This window comes from Inquilinus sp. NPDC058860 (genome assembly GCF_042743185.1).
Taxonomy (GTDB): domain Bacteria; phylum Pseudomonadota; class Alphaproteobacteria; order DSM-16000; family Inquilinaceae; genus Inquilinus.
The window spans coordinates 58,851-72,465 of the sequence record NZ_JBHYMS010000041.1 but is presented as its reverse complement, the minus strand read 5'-3'; the positions used below and the strand labels follow the sequence as shown (position 1 = coordinate 72,465).

Sequence of the window (13,615 nt, the reverse complement as noted above, 5' to 3'; positions counted from 1 at the left end):
TTCACCCCCATCCCTTCGCTCCGAATCAGCAAATCCGGAACGTATTGATTCAGCACCATTCAGCTCTGGGAAGGCTGAATGTCGATTGGCCCTAGGCCGGAACCGTTGCAGATTCAACTAAAAATAGATTTTCTGACAGACGACCGACGAAAAATAGAATTCCCTTTCATCCCGCGCCAGGGACCGGCAGCTGGGACATGCGGCCCTCGATCGCCTTGCGCTCCTGGCTGCCTTCCTGGAACTGGTCGCGCATCCGGCCCCAGAGGCGCCGCGCCTCCTCCGGCTGGCCCGCCTTCTGCGCGGCGACGCCGAGGAACCACAGGGCCTGGAGGTCGTTCGGATCGGAGGCCAGGATGCGCCTGAGCCCGGCCTCCAGCAGCGGCGGCACGTCCTCGCCCCGGCCGGCGGTCAGCAGGGCGTCGGCATAGGCGCGCAGCAGATCGTTGTTGTCCGGCGCCAGCGCCGCCGCCCTGGCATAGGCATCCGCGGCGGCATCGGCCTCGCCCAGCACGCCGCGGGCGCGGGCCAGGCGGAGCCAGCCTTCGAGATCGTCGGGCGACTGCTCCAGCCGCGCCGCCAGCCCGTCGACCATGCCGCGGATCGCCTTGGCCTGCTCGTCCGGCGGCAGCGATGCGATGGCGCCGGCCGGACCGTTGGCCGGAGGGGCAGGACGGGCAGCCGGCTGCGGCTCCGGCGTCGCGGTCTTCGGGTCGAGCCCGAGGCGCTGCGCCGTCTCGGCCAGGTGCTGGCGGACCGAGGGCAGCCAGGGCGCGTCGGCCGGGGAGTCCCGCACCAGCGCCTGCCACAGGTCCAGCGCGGCGCGGTCGTCGCCGGCCTGGGCGTTGCCCAGCGCCAGGAAGTAGCGGGCCCGGATGTCATTGGGCCGCAGCTTCAGCGCCTGCTCGAAGGCGGCGCGCGCGGTCTCGGTCACCGCGCCGCCATTGGCGCCGACCAGGGCCTCGCCGTAGCGCCCGGTCAGCTCGGCATCGGCATTCCCGAGGCCGATGGCTCGGCCATAGGCGTCGGCCGCCTTGGCGCTGTCGCCCAGCTGGCCCCAGCGCTGGCCGAGCTCGATCCAGCCGGCGCGGTCCTGCGGGTCGGCGTCGAGGCGCTGCTCGAGCGCCCGCGCCTCCGCCATCGCGGACTGCACCGCCACCCGCTCGCCCGGGTCGCGGCTGGCGAAGGGCTGCGACGGCAGGCCGGGCGTGCCTTCGGCCAGATAGATCGCCAGCGCCGCCACCGGCAGCAGCACGGCGAGGCCGAGCGCGACGCGGCGCGGTGGAACCGTGGGGGCGGCGATCGCCGGCTTCGCCTGCCCGGCAGTGGCCAGCAGGCGGCGGCCGATCTCGGCCTTCGCCGCCTCGGCCTCGGCGGCGCCGATCTCGCCGGCGGCGCGCTCGCGCTCCAGCTCCTTCAGCTGGTCGCGGTAGATCGCGGCGTCGGAACCGGAGGGGAGCGAGGCGTCGGCGGCGAAGAGACGACGCAGCAGCAGCGCGACGGCGCCGCCGGTCATCACAGCCGCGACCACCCAGAACAGCCAACCGGTCACGGCGCCGATTCCTCGTCCATCAGCCGGGCCAGGCGCCGGCTTTCCTCGGGCGACAGCGGCGCCGCCTCGGCCGGGCGCCGGCGGCGGCGCAGGATCAGGACGACGATAGCGGCGAACAGCAGCACCACCGGGCCGAACCACAGCACCAGCGTGCCGGCGCGCAGCGGCGGCCGCAGCAGGACGTAGTCGCCGTAGCGGGCGGTGACGAAGCCGATCACCTGGCCGTCGGTGTCGCCCGCCGTCAGCCGCTCGCGCACGATGCGGCGCAGGTCGCGGGCCAGATCGGCGTTGGAATCGTCGATCGACTCGTTCTGGCAGACCAGGCAGCGCAGCTCCTGGCTGATGGTGCGGGCCCGCGCCTCCAGCGCCGGATCGGCCAGTTGCTCCTGCGGCTCGATCGCGCCGGCGGGGGCGGCCGCGGCGACGGCCAGAAACAGCGCCGCTAGGACGGCACGTCCCCTCACTTCGCCAGCTCCGCCAGCAGCGGCCGGATCTCGCGGTCGACGATGTCGGGGGTCAGCGGGCCGGGGTGGCGGTAGCGGATGCGGCCGGCCTTGTCGATCACGAAGGTCTCCGGCACGCCATAGACGCCGAGGTCGATCGCGGTGCGGCCGTCGGCATCGGCGCCGATCCGGCGGTACGGGTCGCCGTTGCGCTTCAGCCAGGCCAGCGCGTCCTCCGGCTTGTCCTTGTAGTTGATGGCCACGACCGGGATGCCGTCTTCGCGCCCCAGCTTGGTGATCACCGGATGCTCGGCCAGGCACGGCACGCACCAGCTGGCGAAGACGTTCAGCAGCATCGGCCGGCTGCCGAAATCGGCATTGGCGAGCCCGTCGGACCGGCCCGGCAGCGCCGCCAGGTCGAAGGCCGGCAGCGGCTTGTCGATCAGGGCCGAGGGCAGCGATTGCGGGTCGCTGCCGGACAGCAGCCTGGTCCCGACCCCGACGGCCAGGGCGGCGAGCAGCAGCAGCGGCAGGAGGAACAGCAGTCGGCGCATCGACGATCCTTAAGCCGGCGATCCGACGGCCGCCGCCGCCGCCCGCCGCGGCGCGCCGACGCGCAGCCGGCGGTCGCTGAGCGACAGCGCGCCGCCGAAGGCCATGACCAGGGCGCCGCCCCAGATCCACGGCACCAGCGGGTGGTGGTACAGCCGCAGGCTCCAGCGGCCGTCCGCCTGCTCCTCGCCCAGGGCGACATAGACGTCGCCGGCCAGGGTGGTGTGGATCGCCACCTCGCTGGTCGGCATCTGCGCCACCGGATAGAAGCGCTTCTCGGGCGCGAGGTCGGTGACGAAGGCGCCGTCATGCAGCAGCTGCAGATCGCCCAGGCGGGTCTCGTAGTTCGGCCCCTGCCCCGCCTGCACGCCGTCGAAAACGACCTCGTAGCCGGCGGCGAGGTCGAGGCGATCGCCGGGCTTCGCCAGCACCAGCCGCTCGGTCGACCAGTAGCTGGAGGCGATCATGCCGAGGAGGGCAATGCCGAGCCCGGCATGGGCGAAGGCGGTGCCCCAGGCGCTGCGCGGCAGGCCGGTGGCGCGGGACAGGCTGTCGCGCAGCGGGATCCGGAACAGCCGTACCCGCTCCGCGATCTCGGTGGCGGCGCCGAACACGACCCAGGCGCCGAAGGCGACGCCGAGCAGCGCCAGCACCGGCCCGCCGCCCTGCAGCCACAGCGCGGCGAGAGCCACGACCACGGTGCCGGCGGCGGCGAATTTCAGCCGGCCGAGCACGCCGGGCAGGTCCCCGCGCTTCCAGGCCATCAGCGGCGCGATCACCATCACCGCCACCACAGGCGTCATCAGCGGCACGAAGGTGAGCTGGTAATAGGGCTTGCCGACCGAGACCGACTTGTCGAGCAGAGGGAACAGCGTGCCGGCGAACACCGTGGCCGTGGCCGTGCAGATCAGCAGGTTGTTCAGCACCAGCGCCCCTTCCCGGCTGATCGGGGCGAAGACGCCGCCCAGCTTCAGCCGCGGCGCGCGGATGGCGTAGAGCGTGAAGGCGCCGCCGACGGTGAGCGCCAGCAGCAGCAGGATGAAGACGCCGCGCTCCGGATCCACCGCGAAGGCGTGTACCGAGGTGATGATGCCGGACCGCACCAGGAAGGTGCCGACCAGGCTGAGGCCGAAGGCGAGGATGGCGAGGAAGACGGTCCAGCTCTTCAGCGCGTCGCGCTTCTCCACCACCAGGGCGCAGTGCAGGAGCGCGGTGCCGGCCAGCCAGGGCATCAGCGAGGCGTTCTCGACCGGGTCCCAGAACCACCAGCCGCCCCAGCCGAGCTCGTAATAGGCCCAGTAAGAGCCGAGCGCGATGCCGACGGTCAGGAACGACCAGGCGGCCAGGGTCCAGGGCCGCACCCAGCGCGCCCAGGCAGGGTCGACCCGGCCCTCGATCAGCGCCGCGACGGCGAAGGAGAAGGCCATCGAGAAGCCGACATAGCCGAGATAGAGGAAGGGCGGATGGAAGGCGAGGCCGGGGTCCTGCAGCAGCGGGTTCATGTCCCGGCCGTCCAGCGGCGCCGGGTCGAGCCGCAGGAAGGGGTTCGAGGTCAGGATGATGAAGGCCAGGAAACCGACGCCGATCATGCCCTGCACCGCCAGCACCCGGGCCCGCAGCGTCGCCGGCAGGTTGCCGCCGAACAGCGCCACCGCCGCGCCGAACAGGGCCAGGATGAGGACCCAGAGCAGCATCGAGCCCTCGTGGTTCCCCCAGACGCCGGTGACCTTGTAGAGCATCGGCTTGGTGGAGAGGCTGTTGTTCGCGACCAGCGCCACCGAGAAGTCGGAGACGACATAGGCCCAGGTCAGCGCGGCGAAAGCGATGACGATGGCCGCCAGCTGCAGCGTCGCCGCCGGCTCGGCGATCGCCATCAGCCCGGGATGGCGTCGGGCGGCGCCCCACAGCGGCAGGGTCGACTGCACCAGGGCGAGGATCAGCGCCAGGACCAGCGCGTAGTGGCCGAGCTCGGGGATCATTGCGCAGCCATCGAGTTGGTGGACAACGCCGGCTTGCCGGATGCCCCGGGCGCGCCCGGATGGCCGGCGTCCCGCAGGGCCTTGGCGACTTCGGGCGGCATGTAGGTCTCGTCGTGCTTGGCCAGCAGCTCGTCGGCGACGAAGGTGCCGTCGGCCCCGACCCGGCCATGCGCCACCACGCCCTGCCCCTCGCGGAACAGGTCGGGGACGATGCCGGCGTAGCGCACCGGCACGTCGAACGCCGTGTCGGTCACGGTGAAGGTGATGGTCTGCCCGTCGGGCAGGCGCTGCAGCGAGCCCTGCACCACCAGCCCGCCGAGGCGGAAGCGCTGCCCCTCCGCCACCTTGCCGTCATGCAGCTCGGTCGGGCTGTAGAAGAACAGCAGGTTGTCCTGGAAGGCGGTCAGGGCCAGGGCCGAGGCGGTGCCGAGGCCGAGGGCGGCGAGGCCCAGCAGCATCAGCCGGCGGCGCTTCCGGGTCATGCCCGTCTCCCGCGGCCGCGCAGCTGCTCCAGCGCCTCCAGGCTGCGCCGGCTGCTGCGCCGCCGCGCCAGAGTGGCGACGGTCAGCCCGACCAGCACCACCAGGGCGGCGCCATAGGCGGTCCAGACATAGAGGGCGTAGCCGCCCATCGCGAAGAACTCGGTCATCCGATCGGCTGCTCCAGCCCCGGCGCGTCGGTGCGCCGGGCGGCCGTGGCGGCGGCCAGGCGCAGGGCGCGGATCCGCCGCTCGGCGATCTCGGTCTCGGTGCGCAGCAGCACCAGCCAGGCGAACAGCGCGGTGAAGGCGACGGCCATCAGCAGGAGCGGCCACAGCATCGAAGCATCGAGCGTGGAGCCGCCCAGCTTCATCACCGAGGCCGGCTGGTGCAGCGTGTTCCACCAGTCGACCGAGAACTTGATGACCGGCAGGTTGACGGCGCCGACCAGGGTCAGCACCGCGCCGGCCTTGAGGCCGCGCTGCGGGTCGTCGAAGGCCGAGACCAGCACGATGTAGCCGAGATAGACGAAGAACAGGATCAGCACGCTGGTCAGCCGCGCGTCCCACACCCACCAGGTGCCCCACATCGGCTGGCCCCAGAGCGAGCCGGTGAGCAGGCACAGCGCGGTGAAGCCGGCGCCGAGCGGCGCCGCGGCCTTGGTGTAGAGCTCGGCCACCGGATGCTTCCACACCAGCCCGACCGCCGAGGCCACGGCCATGGTGGCGTAGACCATCATCGCCATCCAGGCCGAGGGCACGTGGATGTACATGATCCGCACCGTCTCGCCCTGCTGGTAGTCCGGCGGCGAATCGAACAGGGCGAGCCACAGCCCGGCCGCCAGCGTCAGCAGGGCGACGCCGAAGGCCCAGGGCCGCAGGGCGGCGCTCAGGCGCAGGAAGCGGGCCGGGTTGGCGAAGCGGTGCATGAGCGTGGCGTGGCGGTCGTTGGGCCCCAGGATAGACAAAGCTAGGCCGCGTGTCGGCCGGCTCAATTGCCGCGCCCCGCGGTGGTGCCTGCCTGGATCAGATCGCGGAGGTCGGGGTGGAAGGCACCGTAGTCGCAGGTCAGCTCCTCCCCCGCCGCGATGTCGCGCCGGGCGACGCAGACCTCGCCCACCGTCTCCAGCGTCGGGTCGTCGCTGTGGTTCATGAAGCGGGCGTCGTCGAGGTTCAGCGACAGGCCGCCCGGCAGGTCCGGCGCCGGATAGGCGTAGCGCTCGAGAAACTCGCGCGCCGGCTCGGGCAGCCGGGCGATGGCGGCGTCCGGGATGAAGGCGTCGAACACCGGGTGCCAGCGCCAGACCTCGGTGCCGGCGGCGATCGGTTCGGCGGCGTGCAGGCCCAGCCCTTCGATCCGGCTGGGCCCGACGGTGGTGGGGACGAGAAGCATCGGCCGGGTTCCTTTTGCCCAAGCATTACGCGAGGCCGGGCCCCGCGTCACCCCGGACGAAGGGCCGAGAGGACGCGAGATCGTGTGGGCGATCCTTCCTTCCTGTCATTGCCGGGCTTGACCCGGCAATCCAGGGGCCACCACGAACGGCTCTGGCCGCCCCTGGATCCTCGGGTCAAGCCCGAGGATGACAATGAAGAGATGATGTAGAGGCCGGAGAACCTCTCGGCACTCAAGAGCGGTCACGGCGCTTCCGGTCGATCAGCGCCTGGGCCTCGTCCATCACCTGCCGGTGCGGAGAGGCAAGGCCTGGTCATGCCAGCAGCCGTGTCGGTATGCCGAGCACAGGTCCGGCTTCGGCAAGCCGCTGGTCGAGCGTGTGCACCGTGGCGCCGTGCGCCGATGCGGTGGCGAGATGGAGTGCATCGCCGGCCCGCAATCCGAGCCTGTGCTGATCGACGAATGTCGCCGCCGCCCTGAAATGCCCGCCGGCCACCGGCAGGACTGTGAAGCTCTCCGCGGCCAGCTTGTTGAACGCCGCCAAGGCCACCGCGCGCTGCTCGAGCGTGATCTGGCCCGTCCGCAGCTTGATCGCCATGGCGGACGACATCTCGGTGAGGGTCCAGTCGCTGATCAGGAGCTGCGACGGATCCTGTCCCGCCAGCCAGGTCTGCGCGCGAGCGGTTGCGGCTTCGTTGGAAAGGGCCGCGACGATCAGCGACGTGTCGACATAGAGCATCAGTAGCGATCGCCATCCCGAATCGAGCGCACCAGGTCGGCGGCGTCCTGCGCCTGCGACGGCATGGCTGCCGTCACGGCCTGCAGCATGGTCATATCGATGCGCTTGCGGGGGCCCTTCACTGCGGTCAGCCGCGCAACCGGCTTGCCGCGGCGGGTGATGGCGATCGACTCGCCGGCCTCGACCCGATCGACGAGCTCACTCAGATGGGCCTTGGCTTCCGCCAGATTGATCGTGTCCATGCCACGCTCCTGACCATGTAGATGGTCATATAGCATACGACCAAATCATTCCCAACTTACGACTGCGCCTGGCGCAGCGCCGCCGCGGCGGCGATCGGGGCCAGCGGCAGGGCGGCGGCGAGGCAGCCGCCGAGCAGCAGCAGGTGCGGGCGCGGGGTCAGGCCGGTCGCCACCGCCTCCACCGCCGCGGCGCCGAAGATCAGCACCGGGACGAAGAGCGGCAGGATCAGGAGCGCCAGCAGGGCCCCGCCGCGCCGGGCGCCGAGGGTCAGGGCGGAGCCGACCGCGCCGATCAGGCTGAGGCAGGGCGTACCGAGCAGCAGCGACAGCGCCAGCACCGGCCAGGCCCCCGCCTGCAGCCCCAGCATCGCCGCCATCAGCGGCGACAGCAGGATCAACGGCAGGCCGGTCAGCAGCCAATGCGCCAGAGCCTTGGCCAGCACCACGGCTTCCAGCGGCAGCGGCGACAGCATCAGCAGGTCGAGCGACCCGTCCTCGTAGTCCTGGGCGAACAGGCGGTCGAGCGCCAGCAGCGTCGCCAGCAGCGCCGCGACCCAGACCACCCCGGCGGCGATCCGGCCGAGCAGCGCCAGCTCCGGCCCCACGCCGAGCGGGAACAGCACCACGGTGATGACGAAGAAGGCCAGCACGGCGGCGACGTCGCCGCCCGAGCGCAGGGCCAGGCGCAGGTCGCGCGACAGCAAGGCGAGGAAGGCGCTCACAGCGGCAGGTCCTCAGCCGTGTAATCCTGCAGCGCCAGGCCGCGGGCGCCGTCGAGCGCCAGCGGCACATGTGTCGCCAGCATCACCAGACCGCCCGCGGCGCGGTGCCGGGCGATGCGCCCTTCCAGCCGCGCCACCGAGGCGGTGTCGAGGCCGAGGGTCGGCTCGTCCAGCAGCCACAAAGCGGCGCGGCCGAGCTCCAGCCGCGCCAGGGCCAGACGGCGGCGCTGGCCGGCGGAGAGGTAGCGGCAAGGCAGGTCGCCCAGCTCTTCGAGCCCGACCGCGGCGAGGGCGGCGTCGACCGCCCCCTCCCCTGCCATCGCGCCGGAGAGGGCGGCCCAGACGCGCAGAGCCTCGCGCACGGTCAGCGCCGGCTTCACCGCGTCCTGGTGGCCGAGATAGGCGATCGAGCCGGGGGCGCCGGTCCAGTCGAGCCGCCCGGCGAAGGCCGGCACCAGCCCGGCGACCAGCCGCAGCAGGCTGGACTTGCCGCTGCCGTTCGGCCCGGTCAGCACCAGCGCCTCGCCGGGGCCGAGCCGGAACGACAGCCCGGCGAAGACCAGCCGCCCGCCGCGCAGGCAGGCCAGGCCGTCGGCGGTCAGACTCGGCTCGGGCATGGGCGGGGCGGTCATCCTCCGCCAATAGCAGCCGGACGGCCCTGAACGGAAGGGGCCGCCAATGTAGGTTGGGTTCGCCTTCAGGCGAACCCAACATGGCTCCGATGTCACGATGTTGGGTTCGCGGTTCGCGAACCCAACCTACGAAGTCTTCAGAAATCCTCAATAATGCGGGTTGTTGGCGTTCGAGCTGCCGATGATGTCGAAGCGCTGGCTGGCGCTGCCGGTGCAGTTGCGGATCTGCAACCGGGTGCCGTTGGTGCCGTCGACCACGTCGGCGCAGCGGCCGTTCATGCCGATCAGGCGGCCGTCCGGCTGCAGCTGCCACTTCTCGCTGGAGCCGCCGTCGCAATCCCAGATGTGCAGCCGGTCGCCGTTGTTGCCGTTGCCGCCGTCGATGTCGAAGCAGTATTCGGCGTTGCCGACCGCGCGCAGCTGGGTCTCGTCGCTGGTGGTCCATTGCTGCGGCACGGCGCCGGTGCAGGGGCGCTGGTTGAGGTCCGAGCCGTTGGCGTAGAGACCGCTCTGGATCTCGACGCAATAGCCGCTGGAGGCGCTGCGCAGGCTGAAGCCGGCCCAGACCGAGCGGCGGACGCCGTTCAGCGGCAGCTTGCCGGACCAGGTGTCGAGGCTCTCGCGGCTGATCATCGAGGCGCCCCAGCCGACCGCCAGATACATCTGGTGGAAGGCGTCGAACTGGTTCTCGGTGCCGGACCAGAGATTGACGATCTGGCCGTTCTGCTGGGCGGTCAGCGTGTCCTTGTACCAGTACTGCACCGCCTCGTGGTTGCCGCAGACCACCCATTTGTTGGTGTTCGCGTCGTCGAAATCGTTGGCGTTGCCGTTCCAGTAGAAGTCGTTCGGCTCATGCGCCTCGGGGCAGACGAAGATCTGCGCCGCGCTGCCGAACTGGTTCACGTATTCTTCCTGGGTGTCGTTCTTGTCGCCGATCGGGCCGCCCATCATCAGCACCAGGATCCTGCCGCGCAGCGCATCCACCGTCGGCCAGCCGGCGCGGTAGACGCCCTCGCGCAGCGAGGCGTAGCCGGTGAAGGCCCGCAGGTTTTCCGGCTTGTAGACCTTGGCCCCGAACTCGCTCGCGACCAGCGAGTTCAGCCCGGCCATGTAGCTGGCATCCCAGCCCCACAGGCCCTGGCTGGGCTTGAGGTCGAACTGCACCGTGATCGGCAGGTGGCCGGGATGGGCGTCGCTCCACGCCTTGATGTCGCGCAGGCAGTCCTGCAGCAGGCCGCCGGCGCCGGCCTTGCAGTTGTTGTCGGTGCTCGAATCGCCCAGGTCGTGCTTCACCGGAAAGCCGGTCTGGTCGTAGATGTCGATCTCGACCACCTGGTTGCCGCGGTCCAGCACGTCGGTCAGCCTGGCGAAATGCGCCTTCTCATAGGCGTTGTGCGGCCGCGACCAGTAGGCCGCGTTGTAGGCGGTGGTCCCGGCCAGCGGCTGGCCCGCCGGCACGTCGGCCCAGGCCCCGCCCGACAGCAGCAGGGCGGCCGCCACGGCCATCCCGGACAATGCACTCCGTTCCATCATTCCCCCCTTCGTCAGGTGCCGCGGTCCGGCCGAACCGGCCGGCGCGACGGCGATGCTAGGCGGCTTCGAAGACGGCCGCGTGACGATTTGAACACGTGTTCATGACGATCGGACACGTGTTCATCGAAGGGATGGATGGGCCGATGAGGCCGGAAGATCGGGAGGCCGCCGGGTCGTGCGGCCCTCCCGGTCCGGTCAGGAGGCGGCCGGCGGCTCGCCGCGGGCGGCGTCGGCAGTGCCCGGCGCGGCGGCATACCAGTCGATCCGGCGGGTCACGTACATAACGCCGCTGAGCGCCAGGAACAGGCCGATCGAGCCGAGCAGCAGGGCCAGGTCCTCCAGCTGCATCAGCCCGTAGAGGGCGCCGTACAGGATCGCCAGCAGCGCGCCCAGCACCAGGCTGCGCTTCCAGGTGCCGAGCACAGGCCGGCAGTACAGCACGATCTGCGCCACCACCGCGGCGGCGCCCACACCATAGGCGGCGGCGAAGCCGATCTGCTCGGCGAAGGACAGCAGCAGCAGGTAGAACAGGCACAGCGACAGCCCGACCAGCCCGTACTGGAAGACATGGATGCGCAGCCGCGCCACCGCTTCGAACAGGAAGAACAGGGTGAAGGTGAAGACGATGAACAGCATGCCGTATTTGGCCGAGCGCTCGGTCTGCTGATAGGCGCTGACCGGCTGGAAGAAGCGCACGCCGAAGGCTGAGCCGGACACGGCGGAGAGATAGTCGCCCTCCCCGCCCACCCAGGCCTGGGGATAGCCGCGGCCGAAATAGGACAGCTCCCACTCCGCGGTGAAGCCCTGCGGCCCGATGCCGGAGCGCACCGGCAGGAAGGCGCCGTCGAAGCTGGGGTCCGGCCAGTTCGAGCTGGCGGTCACCCGGGTCGACCGGCCGAGCGGCAGGAAGTCGAGGCGCTGGCTGCCGTTCAGCCGCAGGGTGGTGGCGAAGGGAATGGCCGATTGGGCCGACGCCGCCGACAGGTCCGGCAGGCGCAGGGTCATGCCGGCGCCGAAGCGCTGGCCCAGCTCGCCCGGCGCGCCGGGCTGGAACGGCAGGTCGCGGTCGCCCCAGCGCAGCGACGCGCCCTCGCGGATGCTGCGCGGATCGGCGACACCGGCATAGAGAGTGGCGCCGGCCCAGTCGATCGTCGCCTGCGGCCCGGCCAGGGCCGCGGCATCGCCGATCAGGAACTGGCCGGACAAAGCGAGGTCGACGGTGTAGACCACGGCCTCGAACAGGCCGCGCCTGCGGGTCTCCGGCGCCGCCTTGGCCTCGACCGTGTAGCGGTCGGGCAGGATGACGAGCTGGCGTTCCAGCGGCGGCAGCGGCGTGCCGTCGGCCCGCGGCTCGGACGGCACCCGGAACGGCACCACCAGGATCGGCCCGATGACGCGCTGCGGCCCGCCCCAGCTGCCGCCGATCTCGTCCACCACGGACCGGTAGCGGTCCTCGCGCTCGCCGATCACGTCGGCGACCAGGAAGACCGGCAGCAGGAAGGCGACGGTCAGGACAACGATGGCCAGCACCTTCAGCGCCGGCGACCCGGCGCGGAGGCGCCGGACTGGCCAGGCGGCGGCCGGCGGGACGGGGTCGATGCTCATGGCGGGCTCGCTCAAGGCTGCGAAGCCCGCAGCGTCCGGGCCGCCGATGGCCGCTTCGTGGCGGCACGGCGGAAAGCTCGGGGCGCGCCCGTTAGTAGTTCGAGCGCAGCCCCGGCGTCGCCAGCTCGATGGCGTGGCCGTCGGGGTCGCGGAAATACAGGCTGCGGCCGCCGCGCTGCCGCCACCGGGTCTCGCCGGCCAGCGGGACGCCCTCGCGCTCCAGCCGGGCCCGCCAGGCCGGCAGATCCTCCATGGCTATGGCGAAGGCCATGTGCAGCCGCCCCTGCCCTTCATGGCCCGGGATCGTGCCTTCGTCGTCGACCATGCCGTCCGAGGTCAGGCCGTGACGGAACAGCAGCAGCGCACCCTGGCGCCCGGCATCCAGCGCCACCAGCCGCGGCGAACGCGACAGCACCTCCAGCCCCAGCACGCGCTGGTAGAACGCGGCCGAGCGGTCGACATCCTCGACATAGAGGCAGGTCTCGGCCAGCCCGTTGATCCGCGGTGTCGCGTCCATTCCTCGGCTCCTCCGTTTCGGAAGGCCAGGGTGAGGCGGAGGCCGGCGTCGGTCCAATCGCGGTTTCTCACCCGCGGATGAGATGGGCTCATGGGCTCAGTCGGGCAGCACCTCGAACACCAGCGCCTTGGTCACCTGCAGCGGGTTGAAGTTGTCGTCGGACATCACGACCAGGCTGCGGTGGCCGTTGGCCAGGTCGGGGCCCCAGCCCATCGCCTCGAAATTGTCGAGGGCGACGCCGAGCGTGCCGAAATCGAGCAGCAGCGTCTTCGGCATGGCGAGCCAGGTGCCGTCGAGCAGCGAATCGAGACCGGAGACATCGGTGGCCAGGGTCGGATCCGCCCGGTACAGCCGGATCGAGTTGCCGCGGCCCTGGGCATAGGCGCGTTCCAGCACCAGGAGCGTGCCGTCGCCGGCGGGCAGGATTTCCGACACGCCGTTGTCGGCCGAGCCGCCCGGCAGCAGCGGCGCCATGGGGATCGGATCGGTGACGTAGACATGCTCCGGTCCCGGCGCGCCGGTTGCCGTATCGAAGCTGGCGATGCGCACCGGGCTGCCCTCGGCCAGCGAGGCCGCCGGCCCGTCCTGGACCAGGGCGTTCTCCAGCGACACGAACAGGGTGCGCCCGTCGGGCGAAAGCGCCAGCCCCTCGAACACCTGGTTGTCCCGCGGGCCGAGGTTCTTGTTCTCGGAGACGCGGTAGCGCTGCGGCAGGTCGAAGCCGCGCTGCCAGCGCCCGTCCGGCGCGGCGACGCTGATCGCCGGGTCGATTCCGGCCTTCACCCCGCCCTCGCTGCTCCAGTAGAGCCGCCCGCTGGCGGGGTCGCGGCGGATCGCCTCCGGATCGACGCTCTTCGGCGCGAAGCCGTTGCCGGCCGCGTCGCGCAGCGTGGTCACGCCGGTGACGGCGATGCCGCGCACCGCATCGGCATCGTAGTCGATCGACAGGGTGTAGAACCGGGCCGGCGCCTTCTCCGACCGGTCGTCGCTGAGGGCGATCCAGTGCCGATCGGCCGGGTCCCAGTCCAGCCCCGACAGGCCGCCGACGGTGGTGCCCTGATAATCCAGCCCTTTCGGCAGCGCCGCCTCGCCGATCAGCCGCAGCCGCCCGATCCCCTCCGCCCCGGCCGGCAGCGCGGCACAGGCCAGCAGCGCGCCGAGCACGACGATCCCGAACCTGCCCATGGACATTCTCCCCCGATAGTCGCGCCCCTGTTGACCACGGCGGCGC

At 71.4% G+C, this 13,615-nt stretch carries 16 protein-coding genes; all 16 read right to left on the bottom strand.

What is annotated here, in order from left to right; genetic code table 11:
* Positions 1–166: 166 nt before the first annotated feature.
* The gene (ccmI, locus tag ACFW16_RS24665) at positions 167–1,549 is read right to left on the bottom strand and encodes a c-type cytochrome biogenesis protein CcmI (RefSeq protein WP_380310017.1); all 1,383 of its coding nucleotides are present in this window, start codon (positions 1,547–1,549) and stop codon (positions 167–169) included.
* Positions 1,546–2,013 carry a cytochrome c-type biogenesis protein CcmH gene (locus ACFW16_RS24660; protein WP_380310015.1) on the bottom strand — a complete coding sequence of 156 codons (468 nt, stop codon included), beginning with the start codon at positions 2,011–2,013 and terminating at the stop codon, positions 1,546–1,548. Before ACFW16_RS24660 ends, ccmI begins: the two co-directional genes overlap by 4 nt.
* Complete coding sequence (locus ACFW16_RS24655) at positions 2,010–2,546, bottom strand: DsbE family thiol:disulfide interchange protein (RefSeq protein ID WP_380310013.1); 537 nt, start codon at positions 2,544–2,546, stop codon at positions 2,010–2,012. Before ACFW16_RS24655 ends, ACFW16_RS24660 begins: the two co-directional genes overlap by 4 nt.
* 9 nt (positions 2,547–2,555) lie before the next feature.
* The gene (locus ACFW16_RS24650; RefSeq protein ID WP_380310011.1) at positions 2,556–4,523 is read right to left on the bottom strand and encodes a heme lyase CcmF/NrfE family subunit; all 1,968 of its coding nucleotides are present in this window, start codon (positions 4,521–4,523) and stop codon (positions 2,556–2,558) included.
* Positions 4,520–5,005, bottom strand: coding sequence for a cytochrome c maturation protein CcmE (ccmE, locus tag ACFW16_RS24645; RefSeq protein ID WP_380310009.1), 486 nt, complete (start codon positions 5,003–5,005; stop codon positions 4,520–4,522). Before ccmE ends, ACFW16_RS24650 begins: the two co-directional genes overlap by 4 nt.
* On the bottom strand, positions 5,002–5,172 hold the full coding sequence (ccmD, locus tag ACFW16_RS24640; protein ID WP_380310007.1) for a heme exporter protein CcmD: 171 nt from the start codon (positions 5,170–5,172) through the stop codon (positions 5,002–5,004). The genes ccmE and ccmD overlap by 4 nt, the downstream gene beginning before the upstream one ends.
* A complete protein-coding gene (locus tag ACFW16_RS24635; RefSeq protein ID WP_380310005.1) occupies positions 5,169–5,930 on the bottom strand; it encodes a heme ABC transporter permease in 762 nt (253 codons plus the stop codon). Before ACFW16_RS24635 ends, ccmD begins: the two co-directional genes overlap by 4 nt.
* 62 nt (positions 5,931–5,992) lie before the next feature.
* Positions 5,993–6,394, bottom strand: coding sequence for an SET domain-containing protein (locus ACFW16_RS24630; RefSeq protein WP_380310003.1), 402 nt, complete (start codon positions 6,392–6,394; stop codon positions 5,993–5,995).
* Positions 6,395–6,707: 313 nt separating this feature from the next.
* A complete protein-coding gene (locus ACFW16_RS24625; protein WP_380310021.1) occupies positions 6,708–7,136 on the bottom strand; it encodes a type II toxin-antitoxin system VapC family toxin in 429 nt (142 codons plus the stop codon).
* Positions 7,133–7,375 (bottom strand): type II toxin-antitoxin system Phd/YefM family antitoxin, encoded by a 243-nt coding sequence (locus ACFW16_RS24620; protein WP_380310001.1) that lies wholly within the window; start codon positions 7,373–7,375, stop codon positions 7,133–7,135. The genes ACFW16_RS24625 and ACFW16_RS24620 overlap by 4 nt, the downstream gene beginning before the upstream one ends.
* A 56-nt stretch (positions 7,376–7,431) precedes the next feature.
* Positions 7,432–8,097 (bottom strand): heme exporter protein CcmB, encoded by a 666-nt coding sequence (gene ccmB, locus ACFW16_RS24615; protein ID WP_380309999.1) that lies wholly within the window; start codon positions 8,095–8,097, stop codon positions 7,432–7,434.
* Positions 8,094–8,729, bottom strand: coding sequence for a heme ABC exporter ATP-binding protein CcmA (ccmA, locus tag ACFW16_RS24610; protein WP_380309997.1), 636 nt, complete (start codon positions 8,727–8,729; stop codon positions 8,094–8,096). Before ccmA ends, ccmB begins: the two co-directional genes overlap by 4 nt.
* 147 nt (positions 8,730–8,876) lie before the next feature.
* A complete protein-coding gene (locus ACFW16_RS24605) occupies positions 8,877–10,262 on the bottom strand; it encodes a Ca2+-dependent phosphoinositide-specific phospholipase C (protein WP_380309995.1) in 1,386 nt (461 codons plus the stop codon).
* A 195-nt stretch (positions 10,263–10,457) separates the two neighbouring features.
* Positions 10,458–11,867 (bottom strand): cell envelope integrity protein CreD, encoded by a 1,410-nt coding sequence (gene creD, locus ACFW16_RS24600; RefSeq protein ID WP_380309993.1) that lies wholly within the window; start codon positions 11,865–11,867, stop codon positions 10,458–10,460.
* Positions 11,868–11,958: 91 nt separating this feature from the next.
* Positions 11,959–12,384, bottom strand: a complete 426-nt coding sequence (locus ACFW16_RS24595) for a VOC family protein (protein ID WP_380309991.1) — start codon at positions 12,382–12,384, stop codon at positions 11,959–11,961.
* Positions 12,385–12,480: 96 nt separating this feature from the next.
* Positions 12,481–13,569: an esterase-like activity of phytase family protein gene (locus tag ACFW16_RS24590; RefSeq protein WP_380309989.1), complete on the bottom strand. Its 1,089-nt coding sequence runs from the start codon at positions 13,567–13,569 to the stop codon at positions 12,481–12,483.
* Positions 13,570–13,615 lie beyond the last annotated feature (46 nt).